Origin of the sequence: Paenibacillus sp. oral taxon 786 str. D14, assembly GCF_000159955.1 — a bacterium.
Taxonomy (GTDB): Bacteria; Bacillota; Bacilli; order Paenibacillales; family Paenibacillaceae; genus Fontibacillus; species Fontibacillus phoenicis.
Genome location: NZ_GG695975.1, coordinates 34,431 through 52,533, shown reverse-complemented (window position 1 = coordinate 52,533; position 18,103 = coordinate 34,431). Strand labels below are relative to the sequence as shown.

21 protein-coding genes are annotated in these 18,103 nt (G+C 51.2%); 4 read left to right on the top strand and 17 right to left on the bottom strand.

All coding sequences use genetic code 11. The features are described from left to right. Window positions 1-59: 59 nt before the first annotated feature. The 4 genes from zwf to POTG_RS10110 form a co-directional block, all read right to left on the bottom strand. Window positions 60-1,610: a glucose-6-phosphate dehydrogenase gene (zwf, locus tag POTG_RS10120; protein ID WP_009224724.1), complete on the bottom strand. Its 1,551-nt coding sequence runs from the start codon at window positions 1,608-1,610 to the stop codon at window positions 60-62. 122 nt (window positions 1,611-1,732) lie between these two features. Beyond that, window positions 1,733-2,017, bottom strand: coding sequence for a hypothetical protein (locus POTG_RS24780; RefSeq protein ID WP_232282273.1), 285 nt, complete (start codon window positions 2,015-2,017; stop codon window positions 1,733-1,735). After that, on the bottom strand, window positions 2,018-2,488 hold the full coding sequence (locus POTG_RS24775; RefSeq protein WP_009224723.1) for a spermidine synthase: 471 nt from the start codon (window positions 2,486-2,488) through the stop codon (window positions 2,018-2,020). A gap of 27 nt (window positions 2,489-2,515) precedes the next feature. After that, entirely contained in the window at window positions 2,516-3,328 is an 813-nt protein-coding gene (locus tag POTG_RS10110) for a hypothetical protein (protein ID WP_009224722.1), read from the bottom strand. Between the two features lie 107 nt (window positions 3,329-3,435). On the opposite strand from POTG_RS10110, the gene POTG_RS10105 reads away from it, so the two are divergent. The 3 genes from POTG_RS10105 to POTG_RS10095 are packed head-to-tail and all read left to right on the top strand — an operon-like array spanning window position 3,436 to window position 6,309. Continuing rightward, window positions 3,436-3,831: a hypothetical protein gene (locus tag POTG_RS10105; protein ID WP_198136185.1), complete on the top strand. Its 396-nt coding sequence runs from the start codon at window positions 3,436-3,438 to the stop codon at window positions 3,829-3,831. Continuing rightward, window positions 3,794-5,170, top strand: coding sequence for a spore germination protein (locus POTG_RS10100; RefSeq protein WP_232282272.1), 1,377 nt, complete (start codon window positions 3,794-3,796; stop codon window positions 5,168-5,170). The genes POTG_RS10105 and POTG_RS10100 overlap by 38 nt, the downstream gene beginning before the upstream one ends. Next, a complete protein-coding gene (locus POTG_RS10095; RefSeq protein ID WP_009224720.1) occupies window positions 5,167-6,309 on the top strand; it encodes a Ger(x)C family spore germination protein in 1,143 nt (380 codons plus the stop codon). Before POTG_RS10100 ends, POTG_RS10095 begins: the two co-directional genes overlap by 4 nt. 135 nt (window positions 6,310-6,444) lie before the next feature. Here POTG_RS10095 and POTG_RS10090 read toward each other — a convergent pair whose 3' ends face one another. The 13 genes from POTG_RS10090 to POTG_RS10030 form a co-directional block, all read right to left on the bottom strand. Further along, complete coding sequence (locus POTG_RS10090; protein ID WP_036644965.1) at window positions 6,445-7,098, bottom strand: response regulator transcription factor; 654 nt, start codon at window positions 7,096-7,098, stop codon at window positions 6,445-6,447. Then, window positions 7,073-8,155, bottom strand: a complete 1,083-nt coding sequence (locus tag POTG_RS10085) for a sensor histidine kinase (protein ID WP_009224718.1) — start codon at window positions 8,153-8,155, stop codon at window positions 7,073-7,075. Before POTG_RS10085 ends, POTG_RS10090 begins: the two co-directional genes overlap by 26 nt. A gap of 18 nt (window positions 8,156-8,173) precedes the next feature. Further along, window positions 8,174-8,824, bottom strand: a complete 651-nt coding sequence (liaF, locus tag POTG_RS10080) for a cell wall-active antibiotics response protein LiaF (protein ID WP_009224717.1) — start codon at window positions 8,822-8,824, stop codon at window positions 8,174-8,176. A 114-nt stretch (window positions 8,825-8,938) separates the two neighbouring features. Next, window positions 8,939-9,640 (bottom strand): PspA/IM30 family protein, encoded by a 702-nt coding sequence (locus POTG_RS10075; RefSeq protein ID WP_009224716.1) that lies wholly within the window; start codon window positions 9,638-9,640, stop codon window positions 8,939-8,941. A 3-nt stretch (window positions 9,641-9,643) separates the two neighbouring features. Then, window positions 9,644-10,144, bottom strand: a complete 501-nt coding sequence (locus POTG_RS10070; protein WP_009224715.1) for a PspC domain-containing protein — start codon at window positions 10,142-10,144, stop codon at window positions 9,644-9,646. A gap of 6 nt (window positions 10,145-10,150) precedes the next feature. Continuing rightward, a complete protein-coding gene (locus tag POTG_RS10065) occupies window positions 10,151-10,825 on the bottom strand; it encodes a PspA/IM30 family protein (RefSeq protein ID WP_009224714.1) in 675 nt (224 codons plus the stop codon). A gap of 61 nt (window positions 10,826-10,886) precedes the next feature. After that, window positions 10,887-11,183 (bottom strand): hypothetical protein, encoded by a 297-nt coding sequence (locus POTG_RS10060; protein ID WP_036644963.1) that lies wholly within the window; start codon window positions 11,181-11,183, stop codon window positions 10,887-10,889. 210 nt (window positions 11,184-11,393) lie between these two features. Then, complete coding sequence (gene mnhG / locus POTG_RS10055) at window positions 11,394-11,768, bottom strand: monovalent cation/H(+) antiporter subunit G (protein WP_009224712.1); 375 nt, start codon at window positions 11,766-11,768, stop codon at window positions 11,394-11,396. Continuing rightward, window positions 11,746-12,036 carry a Na(+)/H(+) antiporter subunit F1 gene (locus POTG_RS10050; RefSeq protein WP_009224711.1) on the bottom strand — a complete coding sequence of 97 codons (291 nt, stop codon included), beginning with the start codon at window positions 12,034-12,036 and terminating at the stop codon, window positions 11,746-11,748. Before POTG_RS10050 ends, mnhG begins: the two co-directional genes overlap by 23 nt. Further along, entirely contained in the window at window positions 12,033-12,518 is a 486-nt protein-coding gene (locus POTG_RS10045) for a Na+/H+ antiporter subunit E (protein WP_009224710.1), read from the bottom strand. The genes POTG_RS10050 and POTG_RS10045 overlap by 4 nt, the downstream gene beginning before the upstream one ends. 43 nt (window positions 12,519-12,561) lie before the next feature. Continuing rightward, on the bottom strand, window positions 12,562-14,037 hold the full coding sequence (locus tag POTG_RS10040) for a Na+/H+ antiporter subunit D (RefSeq protein ID WP_009224709.1): 1,476 nt from the start codon (window positions 14,035-14,037) through the stop codon (window positions 12,562-12,564). Further along, window positions 14,030-14,368 (bottom strand): Na(+)/H(+) antiporter subunit C, encoded by a 339-nt coding sequence (locus POTG_RS10035; protein ID WP_009224708.1) that lies wholly within the window; start codon window positions 14,366-14,368, stop codon window positions 14,030-14,032. Before POTG_RS10035 ends, POTG_RS10040 begins: the two co-directional genes overlap by 8 nt. Beyond that, window positions 14,359-17,235, bottom strand: a complete 2,877-nt coding sequence (locus tag POTG_RS10030; RefSeq protein ID WP_009224707.1) for a Na+/H+ antiporter subunit A — start codon at window positions 17,233-17,235, stop codon at window positions 14,359-14,361. Before POTG_RS10030 ends, POTG_RS10035 begins: the two co-directional genes overlap by 10 nt. A gap of 631 nt (window positions 17,236-17,866) precedes the next feature. Here POTG_RS10030 and POTG_RS10025 point away from each other — a divergent pair. Next, a partial coding sequence (locus tag POTG_RS10025; RefSeq protein WP_036644961.1) for a YitT family protein occupies window positions 17,867-18,103 on the top strand: 237 nt, incomplete at its 3' end.

Below are 18,103 nucleotides of genomic sequence, written 5' to 3'. Positions count from 1 at the left end.
TTTCCAGCTAAACCTATTCTATTCGCCCATAGGCCGGATCGTTCACGGTCAACGCAGCATTAATTCGGGTTAATCCAAACGACGTTGTCTTCCTCCTGGCCGTTCACCGGCCACCAGTGGAAGCCGTCCTTCGCCAGCAGCTCGTCCGCTTCCTTCGGCCCCCAAGAACCGGCAGGATACGTACTGATGTCGGACGGATTTTGCGCCCAAGCCGCGGCGATTCGATCAACGAAGGCCCAAGCCGCCGCCACTTCGTCCCAACGGGTGAAATACGTCGAATCCCCTTGAGCCGCATCGTAGATCAAGCGTTCATAAGCCTCCGGCGAGTTGATCCCCACCAGGCAGCTTTGGCAAAAGTCCATCGCCAGCGGCTGGATTTGCGATTCCGAACCCGGCTTCTTGGCATTAATCTTGATGTAAATGCCCTCCATCGGATTCACGCGGATCACGAGGAGGTTCGGCTCCAGCGTGTGCTTCTGACCGAGATAGACATTCGTTGGCATCGCCTTGAATTCCACAACGACCTCCGTCGTTTTAACGGGGAGCCGCTTCCCGGTGCGAATATAGAACGGCACGCCGGCCCAGCGGAAATTGTCAACGAACACTTTGGCCGCAAAATACGTTTCGGTATTGGAGTTCGGGTCAACCTTGTCCTCCTCACGATAACCCGGAAGCTTCTTGCCTTTCGCTTCCCCTGCGATATATTGCCCGCGAACCACATTCTCCTTCACTTCTTGCACCGATTCATACGGACGCAGTGAGCGCAGCACCTTCACCTTCTCGTCGCGGATGTCCTCCGCGTACAAGCGGCTTGGCGGCTCCATGGCGATCATCGTGAGCATTTGCAGCATATGGTTCTGCCCCATGTCACGCAACGCACCGGCATGATCGTAATATCCGCCGCGTTCTTCCACGCCAACCGTCTCGCTGAGCGTAATTTGCACATTGGCGATATGCTTGTTGTTCCAGAGCGGCTCGAAGAAAGCATTCGCAAAGCGAATCACTTCAATGTTCTGCACCATCTCCTTGCCGAGATAGTGGTCGATCCGGTAAATTTCCTCTTCTTTAAATACCTGACTCAGCTCTTCGTTCAGCTTCTGAGCAGACTGCAGATCATACCCAAACGGCTTCTCAATCACCAACCGGTGCCAGCCGCTCGTATTCAACATGCCGCCCTTCTGCAGGTTAAAGGATACGCTGCCGAACAGCTCCGGCGCCAAAGCCAAGTAGAACAGACGGTTTCCGGGAATCCCAAACCGCGCTTCCATGGACTCGGTCAGTTCTCTGAGTTCGTGATAACCGTCAACGTTATTGATGTCCAGCGATTTGTAGGAAAAATGCTCCGCAAAGCGCCCCCATTGCCCCTGGTCGTCGATCTTATATCGGCAAAATTCCTCAATCGAACGATACAGGTCATCCTTGAATTCCTCGTCCGAACGCGGACGCCGGGCTACACCGATGACGGCGAAATCCTCGGCCAATTTCCCTTCGCGATACAAGGAATAGATGGCCGGGAAGAGCTTGCGGCGCGCTAAGTCTCCGGTAGCCCCGAAAATAAAAAATACCGCCCCTGGGGGCTGAACTGTTGGTTGTGAGAAATTGTCAGCCATGGCTCCTCATTCTTTCTATGTAAGATTGGTGAATTTAAAACTTCATTCCCGATCAATGACATCTCTTTACAAGGCATCACGGGATGTGATGCCATTTTAGCACATTCGCCTGACGGATTCCATCATCTATCTATAGATATGGGGTCATAAATGATATACCCCGCTGGAGGCTCGACCTCAACAAACCCGGCCATGCCGTGGGCTTGATACTGAATCGGTTTGCGGCTGCCCGCGATCAGCATATTCCGCGGTTCATGAGGCTGACCTGCCGGCAGCGAAAACACCCGGACATACTCCATCACTTCCCGCAACGTGGCAGTGAGCGCGGCAATCCATGCGTCTTCTGCCCCTCGGCCAAATAGATTCAGAAGCAGGATCCCTTCCCGATCCAGTCTTTCTGCCGCCAACTAAAAAAAAACAAGCGACGTTAAATGGCCCGGCGTACCCTGTTCGGAGAACGCATCCACGATAATTCCGTCGAAGGAATTCGGCTTCTCTTCTTCAAGCAAAGAACGCCCGTCACCGATGCGCACCGAATCACCCGTATAGCCGAAAAAGTTGCGGCTAATTTCCGCCACCACCGGATCAATCTCCGCCACAATAACGTCGCTCCTGCTCAAATGGCTGGCGATCGTTCCCGTTCCATGGCCGATGATGAACACCCGTCCGGGATCGGGAACATGGCGCTGAAGCAAATACAACATCGCCCGTGGATATTCCAGTATGATCCGTTCGGGCCGGTTCATATCCATTGCGCCTTGCACCGCCTTGCTGGCGAATTGCAGGACGCGAAACGCCCCGCGCTCGCCGTATAATTCGTCCGTTTCATAGACGAAGATTTCCGAGCAGCTTTGCTGATGCAGCAGCAGATGTTGCACGAGTCCCCGTTGCCTCCTTCACGATCTCTAATATTCTACGGTTAGCAGCGGCGTACCGATCGTAATCTCATCCATCCCGGTGCCGCTGTTGCGATGGACAGCCATCTGCAATGCCACGTGATGATCGCCGCTGAGGACGGTGATCGGCAAGGGATCCACCCGATACGTGCGGCTGGCCGTCCCTTCGTCCCCAAACGCTTCGACTTGCTTCAACTTCAGTTTGGCGGATCGCTCAATTTGCGATTCCAAGCGGTCAAGCGTCGCGACGAGCACGGGTTCACCGGAGTCCGTCCCCTCATCTGTAACGGATGCGGGCCAGGCCATCCCCTGTATTGCTGCATTCCATCGCGTATCGACGCCTTCATCTGCCAGCGATTCCCCAGCCATCCGTTGGGCTTCCTGAAGTTGCTCCCATATCGCCGGATCCCCGCCGGCGGCCTCCAAGCGAAGCATCGCATAATTCTTGCCCTCTTCCAGTGTGATCAGCTCCAGCTCGGCGCGAATCCCCTCGATCTGACCTTGGGACTCATAAACCGTCCGCCCTTGAACAGTCCCCGCCTCCGGATTCGACAGCCCCAACCGGCTGGCTAACACCCCGGCCGCTTCCTCTGCGGAAAGCAGCGAGTTCCATTCACCTTGCCATTTCAGTGTCATCCGAAACGGATCCGACGTTACGGCCCTGCCTATCGCAACCAGCGCGTCCAACTGCTGCTCCGCGTCTTTCAGTGAATCTGGAACGGCCGCTTCTTGCTCAGTCGCTTGGATCCGTTGCAGGCCGACCAGCAGCATCGCGCAAACGAGGATCAACAACCCAATACTCCATAACTTGCGGTTTTGCATGTCACGCGCCTCCTCTGCGAATAATAACTCAATGTATAGAGCCAAAACCTATCAGGATGGGGAAGCTTATAATCCGCTCGCCGAAAGCTACGAATTTTCAGGCTATCATGACGTTGATGTTGGCCCTCGGACTCATAAACCATGTCTTCATCATCCCGGCCTTGCTGCAAATCGCCAAACGGGATGCCTGGTTTTCCGTGCTACTGTCCGCCGTGCCATTTGCACTTGTGGTCTGCCTCATTCGTTACACTTCGTCCCGGATTGGAACCCAACCTCTTCCCGAATGGATTCGCCATCGGCTGGGCCGAATTCCTGCTTTTGGGTTTCAATGGGCGATGACAGCGTTCTTCTTCGCTACGGCGTGGTTCAGTTTATATGATACCGTAATGTGGATGAAGGTGACGTTTCCTGATCCAATATTTCCAGACTTCCTCCGACGTCAAGCTTCGCCCGTTTGCTGCCGGGATGGAGCCGGGGCGTTCGATCACCTTAATCTATTGTGAGCCGATGACGGATTTGAAACAGTTGAGCGAGGTGGTCTATCCGCGGCTTGCTGAACTGTGTCGGGAACAGGCCAATATCGGAATCGAGGCGTTCGGAGCCAATCCCTATTTGCCGTTAAACCGGATCGAAGGGCCGGACTTGCTGCATCGTCTTACTCTTCAAGTCTACTCCGGCAAGCTGGTCCTTTATTTTGAATACAACCAGACTTTCTTCAGTTGCGATATTTCGAACCCGCCAGGCCGTTCCCCCGAAGAAGCCAGTACGGAATCGGCCGTCAAGGGAGCCCGTGACGGCTTTACTGAAAACCTGACGACCAACATCGGGTTGATTCGAAAACGGCTGCGGACCGCTTCCCTGGGGGTGGAAGAGATCATCAAAGGGACGCGGGGGGAAACGCGCATTGCGCTTTTTTATATTCAAGATGTTATTAACCCGGACATTCTCGCAGAGGCTCGAAAGCGATTGTACGAGATTGACACCGATGCAATTATCGGCACCTCGTATATCGAATCCGTCGTGAAGGGAGCGCATAAACGAGCCTTATTCCCGCTGACCGATTACTCGGGGAGACCGGACTACGTTGTCGATGCCCTGCTGGCGGGCCGATTTGCCGTGTTGGCCGATGAGAATCCGATCGCCATCGTTGCTCCTGTGACCTTGATGAATCTGCTGATTTCTCCAGAGGATGCCAACACCCCTTATTACATCGTGTCCGTGCAAAAAGTGCTCAGACTCATCGGACTGACCGTCGGGCTGTTTCTCCCGGGCTTCTATGTCGCGTTAACCAGTTTTAATCTGGAGCAAATCCCCGTCCCGCTGCTGGCAACCATCAGCAAATCGAGGCATGGCTTGCCGTTTCCGGTCCCGTTTGAAACCTTCGTCATGCTGTTTCTGTTCGAGATCTTTAACGAGGCAGGCAAAAGATTACCCCATGCCATGGGACAAACGATAACGGTCGTAGGCGGCCTGATTATCGGAGATGCCGCCATCCGCGCCGGGATCACCTCGCCGACCATCATCGTCGCCGTGGCGATCGCCATCGTCGCCAGTTCGACCTTAGAGAATCAGACGTTAAGCGGTACGACAGCCCAACTTCGCATCGTGATTTTGCTGTTGTCCTCCATCTTTGGGATGTTCGGGTTCCTGATCGGTTTTATCGGTCTAATCCTTTACCTTGCCTCATTAGAGTCCTATGGCGTGCCTTATCTATCGCCATTTTCCCCGTTCGTCAAAAGCGACTTTGCCGAAGCGGTCCTGAAGAAGCCGTCGAAATCCGTGAAGAGGCGGCCCCGCATTCTGCATCCGCTGGATCAAACGGCAAGGAGGGACAAGCCTTGAGAGCGATCCGGGCTTTCCTTGCGCTGATCCTGCTGCTGACGGGCTGTTGGGATATGAAAGAGGCGCAAAATATCAATTTTATCACCGCATTGGGTGTCGATTATGCGGATGGCCGTTTCATCATTTATGCCCAGTTGCTGGATTTTGCAGAGATTGCTAAACAAGAGGGGGCGGTTGAAACCGGAAACGGGAAGGTTTGGATCGGAAAAGGCGAGGGGAAGACGATCGACGAGGCTTTGATTTCGCTCTACCCCGCCTCGCAGCAACGGACGTCCTGGACGCATGTCCGAACGATCATCTTCTCCAAAGCGCTGCTGGACAAGCATTTGCCGGAAGCCGTCAACGGCTTGATCCAAACCCGTGATCTTCGGTACACGCCTTGGGTGTTTGGCACCGACAAGCAAATTCCCGATGTGTTTGCGAGCATCTCCCTTCTGAATGAGTCGGTGCTGAATTCGGGGCTGCTTGAACCCGAAGAATTATTTAAACTCTATTCTTTCGTCGAGCCCATTCGGCTCATCAAGCTGATGGACGGGGTGAAGGAGCCTGCGGTGACGAGGCTGTTACCTCTGATCAGCTGGACTGACGAGGTTTGGAAGGGGGAGGGCAAACCTATTCCTCAAATCAAGCTCGTCGGCGCATATGCCATCGCACAAGGCCGCAACCGTGGACAAGTTGACCCGGCAATGCTTCAGGGGGCGAGATACGTGGCATTCCACAGAATGATCAGCTTTCCGTTGCCTTTATCCTTAGAGGATGGATCCCCGGTGACGATCAATATCGCGCATCGCGATCCGGACGTACAAATCGGCGCGGGTAGTGACCCCATTCGGATCAATTTGAACGTGCGCGCCAAAGCCTATATCACGGAGGTAGGGGCGGGAGGCGGGATTGCCGCCGCCCGGCTCCGTGCCTTGGCCGAAGAGACCATCGAACGCGAAATCAGGCGTTCCTTCGACATTGCGAAGGCTCGCCATATCGACCTATACAATCTGGAAGAGAAGCTCTACCGCTATGACCAGGCGCGGTGGAAGCAGCTCCGTTCCCAAGGAAAGTCCCTGATTTCCATCATGGAATTGGATCAGGTCCAGGCCGAGGTGACCCTCGTTCACTCCTCAGCCTATAACTTGTTGAACTAATAAGAAAAACGTCTATCGACGTACATTCAAAGTAGACAGACCGCGTTTAGCGGAAGTTTTTTCTTGCGATATCAGGATGCCAATGCCCCGAAGTTTATACTTTCTGATATCTTAAGAAAACGGTTTGGCAGAAATTCACTCCGCCAACCCGTTTTTGTATGCGTAAATAGCCGCCTGCGTGCGGTCCTCTACGCCAAGCTTCGCTAAAATATTGGTGACATGGAATTTCACCGTTTTGATCCCGATGATCAGCTCGTCGGCGATATCCTGATTCGATTTCCCTTGAGCCAGCAAACGCAGAACGTCCATTTCGCGCTCGGTCAGCTCTTCGTGAGCCGGAGCCTCCACCTTTGGTTGGCGGAACCGGTTCATCATCTTGGAAGCGACCTGCGACTCCAATACCGATTGGCCGCGGGCTGCTGCGCGAATCGCCTCAGCGATCTCGAAAGCGCGCGACGTTTTCAGCAAATAGCTGAACGCCCCGGCTTCAATCACGGGATACATCTTCTCATCATCAAGATAGCTGGTGAGCACGATGACTTTACAGTCCGGATGCAACGCAAGCAGCTGACGAGTCGCTTCGATGCCGTCCATGCCTTCCATCACCAAGTCCATCAGCACAACATCGGGCCGGTACTCCTGCGCCAGGCGAATTCCTTCCTCGCCGCTGCTGGCCTCGCCAACGACCTCGATTCCTTCTTCCGTGCCCAGCACCGCCGCCAGACCAATTCTGACCATCTCATGATCATCCACAAGCAGTACTTTAATCTCCTTGTCTTCCATCTCCATGACTGCCTTCATCCCCACTTTCTTCATGAATTAGTGGAACGGATATCTCAATGCGCGTCCCTTTGCCGGGCGCAGTGATAAACTGAATCGATCCGCCGATCTCGTGAATGCGTTCCTGCATCGTTGACAAGCCATAGGATGCTTGCTTCTTGTCATCCAACTCGAAGCCGATCCCGTTGTCGCGCAGCGTCACCTTGACCGCCTCGCCTCGGTGGTGAATTCGTATCTCCATCTTGTCCGCCTTGGCGTGGCGCAGCGTATTGGACATCGCTTCCTGAATGATACGGAACAGATGGTTTTCAATTCCTTTGCCTAAATTCAAATCCTCGTCGATTTCCAAGGTTAAATCCATCGGCACCTTCGTCTTCAGCTCTTTAACCAAATCGCTTAAGCCCTGCGACAATTCCTTGCCTTCAAGATAGACCGGACGCAAATGCAACAGCAGCGCGCGCATTTCGGACTGTGCCACCGAAGCCATCTCCTCAATGAGCTCGACCTGGCGCTGCGCTTTGTCGAAATCCTTCTCCAGCGTACGTCCCACAGCCGTAGCCGTCATCGAGATGGCAAACAGCTGCTGGGATACGGCGTCATGCAATTCGCGGGCCAGCCTCTGCCGCTCCTCCACGATCGCCGATACCCGGGCTTGCTCGGCCAACTGGGCGTTGTGCGTGGATAACCGCTGCAGCGAGGACACCTGCTCCTCCCAGCGTTTGCCGATCCGCTCCAGCTGCTCTGCCAGTCGGCCCAGTTCGTCTTCGCCGAGCTTGGGAACGCTCCCGGTTTGATTGCCTTTCTCCCATTGCAGCAAGGCTTCACGTAAACCGTCGATCTGTCGTTTGGGACGATACCCCAGAAAGAAGCCGAAAGCTGCGCCGATGATGAGAAGCAGCGACAGCAGCGTCATGCCGGCTTGGATGACCGTCCTCCAGGACGGTTGGGGTTGAAAATACCCGTATGTATACATCACATAAATGGTGGCTGCCATCGTAATAACAGACAGGAGAATCCCTCCGCGCATGCTGCGGGAGACCATGTTGCTCGGCTTTTTCGATTTCATGCGGGACGTTCCTCCTGTCTAAAGTAATCGTATATCGACATCTCCTACAAGATAGGAAATGATGATTTTCACTTTTTGGTCACGGACCTCGTAGTTCGGCGACTTCCAATATAACCGATTGAGCATGCCCGTCTCTTTGTCGTGGCTGAAATCGATTTGTCCGAACAGGACAAACGCTTCGATCTCCACGCCGTAATCCTCCGGAATCACTAAATCCACGTCCCCGACAATCCCTTGAAACATGAGGACGTTATGCCCACCTTCCATCATCGCCAGCGATAAATCGATGTCAAGCTCGCCAAGCACATGCCACATGCTTGTGTTCCGCAAGTTCCACGGATCGCGGTCCCAGCGGATGCTGGAGGTGATGTTTTGCTTCTGCACGTAATTGCCTTGCGGTTGGGTTTTGCGAACTTTCGCGTAGTAGTACCCCAGCGAGATCATCAGAATCGCCAGGATCAGCATAAAATGGTCCAGCAGGATGAGTCCGCTGCCGACCGCCATCAAGATATAGCCGGTCTTGACCTGTTCCCCTTGCCGGATTTTATATATGCCGAACCCAAGCAAAAAGAGGGCGACAATGGTAAAGAAACTCAGCCACTTCCCGAAAATCAACAGTAAGCCAAATGCGATTAAGCCGATGGCTAAGAACCTTTTCCGTGTATCCATGTGCCGCACCTCCCTGCAGGTTCATAGAGTCGTAAAAAGCCATAACGGCATGGCCTCCCATACCGTATGGCTTCACCAGTATTTAGAATATCACAATGTCCAGCGGACGTGTAGTTATTCCTTGTCTTCTTCGCGAGCTGCGGACGGGTTCAATTTTGCTTTCAGCGCTTCAAGCTGCGCATCCACTTTCAGCTGCTTCTCGGCATCTGCCGGGCTGATGTAAGTGGAAGGCGATGTTCCGCGATAAACCATGCCGGCGACTTCGGCTTCCGCTTCCAGTTGCATGATCTTCTCTTCCATCCGGTGGAATCCGAGCGAAGCGTTGCCGCTTTCGATCGTATGCAGCGTGCTGATTTGCGACATTTGCTTTCTAGCTTTCGCCATTTGCGCGCGGCTCACCAGCTCGTTCCGTTTGTTGCGCAGTTTATAGAACTCGTCTTTCATATCGTGCAGCTGCTGTTTGAGTTCGGCAGCATGAGCTTCAGCTTGCGCGTGCAGCTCGGCGAATTCCGTTTGCTTTTGGTCGTAATGGATTTTCTCCTCCAGCATTTTGCGGGCAACTTCCTCCTGCCCATTGCGGAGTGCAAGCTCAGCTTGAGCCTCCCGCTGTGCAGAGATGCGGATCGCTTCGTCCAGACGTTGCTTCATCCGGCGCTCGTTGGCCATTTGCTTCGCCACCGTTACTTCGGCGTCGCGAATTTCAGCCTCCATATCGCGCAGGTATTGGTTCAGCATGACAATCGGGTCTTCCACCTTATCCAACAAATCGTTTACAGACGCTTTCGTAATATCTTTAATTCTCTTGAATACTCCCATCGTCTACACTTCTCCCTTCTCGTATTCGGAGAGCTTCTTGCGCAGCTCTTCCAATTCTTTTTTCAAGGCTTTCTTCTCAATATCTTCCATCATGGAATCCAGACTGGATGCACCCGGGGCGGACTGAAAGCCGGCTCCCGAAGCACCTGGGCCGTATTGCGGCGGCTGGGTTCCGTAAGTATTGCCGGTTGGATTACCGTACGGTGGACGGGGACCAAAGCGTTGATCCTCGTAGAAGTCCCGGCGTTTACCGCCGTAACCCGGATGCGGGCCGCTGCCCGGCCATCCGCCATGATAGTACGGATCGTGGGGCTGATATGGCTCCTTGGAGATCACCAAGGTAGCGATGAAGTAGATAAAGATCGTTGTCCCGCCGGTAAAAAATATGCTAAGAAAAGCGACCAACCGGAGCACGCCGACGTGAATTCCGAAATATTCTCCGAGCCCTCCGATCAAACCGCTGATCCAGCGATCCCGTCTGGATCGGTACAAGGGTCTTCCCATCGATTCTTACTCCTCTCGCTGGTTATTTAGCTTCTGCTTCAAGCGGGAGAGCTCCTGTTCCAGAGTTGATTGAACGGCGGAGCCGGCTTGGTTCAAGAAATCCGAACCCGCTCTCCGCAATTCGCGCAGGCTGCGGGCTTCCCATTCCATATCGGATACCCGGTCCTCCAAGCGATGGAACATCTTCGGCACATCCTGCATCCCGTAACCGTTCATCCGCTGGTTCATCCGCTGCTGTAAACGAAGCGTCTCCATTCTTGCGTAGTAGTACTGCCGTTTGTTATATACGACTTGATATTCGGTCTTCAATTCGTTGAGTTGAGCTTCAAGCTCCTGCAGCGATTCCATGCTTTGCGTGTACAGCTCGGTGTATTGCTCAACCTTTTCCTCGTACAGCATCTTCTCCTGCAGGGCCAGCTTCGCCAAGTGCTCCTCGCCTGCTTTCAAAGCAAGCAGCGCTTGTTCCTCACGTTTGTCGCGCATGACCTTGGCTTGATCGACCTGCTGCTTCAATTGCTTCGCATGTCCGCTGTATTGATAATGAAGCTTCTCGGCTTCCGCAATTTCCTGCCGCGTTTCTATCAGAAATTGGTCGATCAAGCGAACCGGATCCTGCGATTGTTCCAACTTCTCATTTAGAGTAGCTACCGTAATATCTCGTACTCGACGAAATACACTCATGACATCCTTCCCTCCTAACCTTTCGGTTCACATTCAAGTTCATCTGCATGTATTTAATCAATCAGTAACTCCGTTTGCCTCTTAAGGAAGAGATACCGTAAACGATTAATCCAATACCTAAGAGCGGAACGATCAGCCAGGCCAGCTTGGAGATCAAGGAAATGACCCCGAAAATCAACACCAGCCATCCGAAGAAGGCGTTCCCCCGTCGAATCCCGTAATAGCCGAGACCGATCATGACAATCGCAATCACCAGTCCGAACAGGCTGCCTAGGAAAGGAGTTAACTTGCCCAGCAGAATCAGTGCGCCAAGGGCAATCAGTACAATAGCAAATACATTCGGTCGATTGGTTCTCATTGAATATTTCACCGCCTCTCATTTGATCAACCTTATGTCTCTATTCTAGGATGATTACGGGTTATCCAAAACGGACTGGGGACGGTTTTTCACCCTAGACCTAAGTCGAGGATACGCTCAGCCTGGAGGAGGCGCAACTCGCAGCCTCCATATCGTAAACAATTGAACCAATTAAAAACTGGCACCGGTAAGTACCGATGCCAGTTCCTTTCACTTTGGGGCTGAGCTTTGGCGGTCGAACTCCTTCTTCAGGTCGTCCCGAACGCTTTGCTCCCATAAGGGGACTCCGCTGCGATAAGCAGCCCTGCCGTTCAAATGCCCGGCAACAGGAGCAGTAACAAACACAAACACAATGCCAAGAAGCAGCTTGGCGCTTGCATCGGCATAATCCAAATAAATCAAGAAGTAAAAGAAGGCGGCACCCAGAATAAACAATATACCCAGCGTCGTGCTTTTCGTGGCCGCATGCGAGCGTAAGTAAGTGTCAGGAAGACGCAGAAGTCCAAAGGTGCTAAGTGCACTAAGAAGCGCACCGAGTAGCACGATAATCCCAATCAAAACTTCACCTGTTTTCGTGATCTCCATCTTCGAACACGATCCCCCTTTCGATAAATCTAGCCAATGAGGCCGTACCGATAAATGTAAGAATGCCAATTAGCAAAATGATATCGATATAAGCTTTCGTTTGCTGGAACATGGAAAAAACAGCGATCATCGCCAGCATATTAATTCCGATGGAATCCAGACTCATAATCCGATCAGGCAGCGACGGCCCCTTAAGCAACCGAAACAAGCAACCGAAAATGGACAAGGACAGGATACCCAAAGCCAGATACAGAAAAGTCGACATCACTTGCGCGTCACCTCCATAATCGCCCGTTCAAACGAGCCGCGGATCTGATTAACCAGGAGCTCCGCATCTGCTACATCCATGGCATGAATATATAATGTGTTCGTGTTCCCATCCGACAAGACCTCAAGCGTGAGCGTCCCCGGAGTCAGCGTAATCAGGCAGGACAACAACGTAAGCTCCCAGTCACTTCTTAACTCGGTTGAGTAAGCGAAGATACCCGGTTGTATGTTCAACCTCGGACGTACGATTTGCCGAATCACCGTAATGCTGGAAACAACCAATTCCTTGTTAAACAACATCAATAGCTTCAGAATTGCCCAAACCTTTTTCAAATAAAAGTCGTTAGGCCAAATCCTTCTAAACAGGCCGATGAGTACCAGTCCGATCACAAAACCGATCAAAAATCCTGAAGCGGACCAGCTGCTATTCAAGAACATCCAGATGACGGCAATTAGAAGGTTCAGCAATATTTGCATAAACATACCATCTACTCCTCGTTCAAAATATCGGTCGGGGTGATAAGGCTCACCTCTTTAATACGGCTTCTACATATAATTCAGGAGTTACGAGGATACGACCTGCTTGCGATACGAAGGCATAGATCTCTTCGGCACCCAGTCCCATCCCGACGAGCAGCACAAGCAAGCCGAAGGTAATAGCCAATAAACCTTTAAAACTCTCCTCGCCGATTTCGCTGCGCTTTTCTTCCCCCAAAAAAGCCCCGATAAACACTCGAATTAAGGAATATAAAACCAACAGGCTTGAAAGGACCGCTACTGCGGTCAACAGAACATTTCCGGATTCCAGGCCTCCGCGGAGCATCAGCATTTTTCCCGGAAAACCGCTGAGTGGCGGTACTCCGACGAGTGCCAGCGTCACAATGAAGAACAACCATCCGAGCAATGGATAACGCTTGATCAGACCGCCCATTTCCCTTAAATCCTCCGTCCCGGCCGCTTTGATCAGCATACCGCCAAGCAGGAACAATAGCGCTTTGGCCAACATATCGTGCAGCAGGTAAAAGATCACCCCATCCATCGAGGCATGATTTCCGACGGCGATCCCAAAGCCGATAAAACCGATACCCAGGATCACGTTATAGTTAATGATCTTGTGAATATTGGTGTAAGCAACCGCGCCGATTCCGCCGAGAACCATCGTCGCCATCGCCATCAAGCCGATCCCGTCACGTATAAGGTCCGGTTGATAGGGGAAGAGGAGCGTTACCGTCCTTACGATGGCATATAACCCTACTTTGGTAAGCAAAGCGGCGAAAACCGCTCTAACCGCGGCAGGAGGCGCACTATACGAACCGGGAAGCCAAAAGAACAGCAGCAGACCTGCCTTCAGCGCGAACACAGTCAATAACATAACGGCAATCACCGTCAAGATCCCAGCTTGCTCAAGCTCCGCAATTCGTACGGACAGGTGAGCCATATTCAGCGTCCCCGTTACGGAGTACAAGTAAGCTACGGCAGCGACGAACAGCGCTGAAGAGACGATGTTAATCAAAATATACTTTAGGGTTTCCCGCAGTTGGCGTTTGGTCCCACCGAGTACAATCAGAGCATAGGAGGCGATAAGCATCACTTCAAAACAAACAAACAGATTGAACAAATCCCCAGTCAGAAACGACCCGCAAACGCCCACGATCAAGAACTGAAAGAAGGGATAGAAATAGTAGCGCTCCCGATCCTGGCCGATCGTCCGAAAGGCATATAACAAACAGGCCAAGCTGACAACAGAAGTGGACAGCACCAGCAGAGCAGCGAACATGTCCGCTACAAATATAATCCCGTAGGGTGGAAGCCACCCCCCCATATACAGGGTTTGAATCCCATCATGATGTACTTGGCGCACGATCAAACAGGATACCACGAGATGGATCAGCGAACCGACCAAACTTATCCAACGCTGAAGCATGATCCGGTTATGGCCAAAAATCAACGCCACCGCGGTGAGCAAAGGAATGATCAGCGGAAACACAAGCAGATTATTCATCCTCTTCCCCCCTTAGCTCCTCCATATCATCTGTCCCCAGCTTCTGATAGACCTTATAAGCCAAAACGAGAAAAAACGAAGTAACTCCAAAGCTAATGACGATCGATGTTAAAATGAGTGCCTGAGGAACAGGATCAACATAAGATGAAGCGTTCTCCCCGAGAAGTGGAGCCGCTCCGTTTTTCAACCGAGCCATCGTAAGCAGAAGCAGATGAACGCCATGCGTTAGCAAAGACGTCCCCAGGATGATTCGAAGCAGGTTTTTGGATAGGATGAGATACACCCCGACCATAAACAAAATGCCTACGGCCAAAGACATGATTAATTCCATGACTTTTTGTCCCCTCCTATCGATAATATGATCGTCATGGTTACGCCCACTACCGTCAAATAGACACCAAGGTCGAACAAGACAGCCGTTGCCAATTCAACATCGCCCAGAATCGGCAAATGGAAGTGATTAAAGGCGTGAGTCAAGAATGGCACATTAAACAAAAGTGAACCCAGGCCTGTAAGATAGGCGATTAGCAGCCCTACAGCGATCATTTTGCGAAAATCAACCGTAACAATATTGCCCATTGTCCCCTTCCCAAAAGCGAGTGCCAGCAATACCAGTGACGACGCCGTCATCAGTCCGCCTATAAACCCGCCGCCGGGATTGTTGTGTCCGGCCAGAAACAAAAATAGGGAGTAGATCAAGATAAGAAAAACAGTTACTCTGGAAGTTGTTTTAAAAATCACGTCATTTCTTTTGCGGACTGGCCTTGGTTCAAGCTTCCCATACGAAAGCTTAACTCCCAGGTGGTCAGATGCAAGACTAAGACGGATCATTGAAAAGATAGACAGTGCTGCAATTCCTAATACAGTAATCTCCAGCATTGTATCAAACCCGCGGAAATCCACGAGAATCACGTTAACCACATTATTACCGCCGCCCAATTCATAACTATTATCCAGGAAATAATCTGCGATCGATGCAAATGGCTTGACGCCCCCCGCACTAAGAGCGATCAGCGTCATCATGACACCAACCCCCAGTGAAATCATAAGCCGAGTCAGTTGAAATCTCTGGCTGTTTTTCTCCTTCTTCAGTTTGGGCAAGTGATAGAAACAGAGCAAAAACAACGTTACGGATACGGTCTCGACGATCATTTGAGTTAACGCCAAATCGGGGGCCCGGAAAATGACAAATAGCAACGTCACCATATAACCAACGGCGCCCGTCATGATGATTGCGGGAATTCGCGCAGAAGCAAACGGCACGGACAAGGCGGAAATCGCCAGTACGGCCACGATAACCATCTCATACAGGGTTACCGAAGAGTAATTCTCCATATTCAGCGAAAAGCTCTGCGTTGCAATCATCGTCCCCCCAAGAGAGGCAATGAGGAATACAAAGATATACATCAGATAACGCCGGACCGAACCGTTCATGTAACGGTCTGTCAATCGGCGCGACGATCGTTCCATTCCGCTTAATCCCAGGTCATAAACCCGATTTAACGTAAACGAACGCTCCCAAGTCTCTCTGATTGAACGGAACTTTCCATATCCGACATAAAGCAGTACGCCAGCTACGATGACACCGAGGGTCATAAACACTTCCGGGGTCCAACCGTGCCACATGCTGATGTGAACCTCAAAATGCTCACCGGCTGCAAGCAGTCCTGGATGCACCGCAGCGACTGCAGGAGCGATTAAGGTGTGCGAAAGAAAGTTAGGGTATAAACCAATCGTGACCGCCAATGCAACCAGGATCACGGGAGAAATCAGCATGCCTAGCGGGGCTTCATGCGGTTTTTTCTCAAGCTGGTCCGGTTTGAATTTTCCCGTAAACGTCTTGAACACGAGCACCATGCTGTACCCGAACGTAAATACGCTTCCGATCCAAGCAATGATCGGGAACAGGATGCGGAAAGTTTGAACATTCCAGATATCCAAACTCCAAACGTTCAACATTCCGGTGAAGAACATTTCCTTGCTCAAAAATCCATTAAACGGCGGAATACCTGCCATGGAAAATGCGCCGATTACTGCGATCGTAAACGTAATCGGCATCAGCGACATCAAGCCTCCGAGCCTGCGTATATCGCGGGTACCCGTCTCGTGATCCACAATCCCAACAACCATAAACAATGAGCCCTTAAAGATCGCGTGGTTAATGATGTGAAAAATAGCGGCGGTCGTAGCGGCGGTATATAGCATGCTGTTGCCGGCTACCGCACCGCCCGCTGAGCCAACGCCCAGCAAAGACATGATGAGCCCCAATTGACTTATGGTAGAAAAAGCAAGCATCCCTTTTAGATCATGCTGTTTAATCGCTCGAAACGAGGCGAAAATCATCGTGAACAAGCCCACAGCAGACAACAGCCAAAACCATGTGCCGTTCGCCCCAAAAACAGGCGTTAACCGAGCAACCAAATAAATCCCTGCCTTGACCATCGTGGCTGAATGCAAGTAGGCACTGACCGGGGTCGGTGCTTCCATAGCATCCGGTAGCCAGATGTGGAAGGGGAATTGCGCCGACTTTGTGAATGCACCGAGCAGTACGAGGACGAGAGCAGGAACAAATAACGGATGGTCAAAAACCACCCCATGCTGCACAATGATTCCTCGAATACTAAAGGTTCCCGTCATCACGTAAAGCATAAGGAAGCCGGTCAACATGGCCAGCCCCCCGAATACGGTGATCAGCATCGATTTTAACGCCCCGTAACGCGCCTCTTCTCTCATATGCCAGAAAGAGATCAACAGAAACGAAGAAATGCTGGTTAACTCCCAAAAGCCGTACAAGACCATCAGATTGTCGGAGATGACTACGCCGAGCATGGCTCCCATGAACAGGAACAAGAAGACGTAAAAGCGATGAACCGCTTCTTTATCTTTGTCCATATAATAAATGGAATACAACACGACCAGCGCACCCATGCCTGTAATCAACAAAGCGAACAGCAGAGCCAGACCGTCCAGATAGAACGAAAAATCGACATCGAGCGACGGCATCCAAAGCATCGCGGCAGAATAAGATTTCACTTCGTTTACGGCGGGAATGTGCGAAAGAAAGTACAAAAATAACAAAACCGGCAGCCATAGAACAAACCATCCGGGATGGATGCGGCTCATATTTTTCTTGCGCAACAACGGGATGAATGCGGCAATTAAAAATGGCGCCATGATAACAGCATGAAGTAGCGACAAACGAATACCCTCCAGTCCTCACAGATGTTCCAGATTTCTTTAGTGTTTCCATATTTCGCCTTCCAATTACTCCATGATCATACCTCCAGTATCCCTTAAAATAGACAAAAGGAGCCCAATTGGCAGGCTCCTCCGGTTCAATCCATAATTCAATTTTACAAATTTCCTGTATTAAATAATATAACGGCTTTCCATTACATTGTAAAGGTCTGTAATCAAGAGTTCGTATATCTTCAATCCTTATAGGGAATCACTTAATTATCGAAAGGAGTGATTCCGTGTTAAGGAAATTGTTCGTTTGCTGCAGTATATTTCTCATTGTCTTGGCAGCAGGCAGAGAACTGGAGTCCAGAGTTTCTGATTCACATTCGAATTTCATGATTCAGGAAGATCCAAATCGTCCGTTTCACATTCAAGTCCAGCGAGTATCTCCTTTTTCTTCAAGGGAATATATAAGAAAATCAAAACACATACAACCATAGAACAAAAGAAATTGCTAATCCAGCCAAGCAAACTTTGTTTGAGATCTGGTTCCACCTGAAATATAACTCCTCGATGTCAGAACTAATACCTGTTATAATAATTAATGTACATGCTGTAAATGCAGCCTCTACCGAGCCAGGAGGGCGATATGAAATATCAAGTAAGAGTTCATTTACTCAGAAAATCCAGTAGCAGTTCAAGGCCCCCTGTTTCAAATTTGATCCGCGTTACCGGAATTATTACTGGTGCATCACTTGCTTCTGTGAGCCTAGTGTTTTTCCTTATGCCTCATGGCATCGTAGTGGGAGGAATAACAGGTTTATCTGCCTTACTCGCACTACTTACTGAATTCAGACTTGCGCTGTTCCTGTTTTTTCTTAATGTG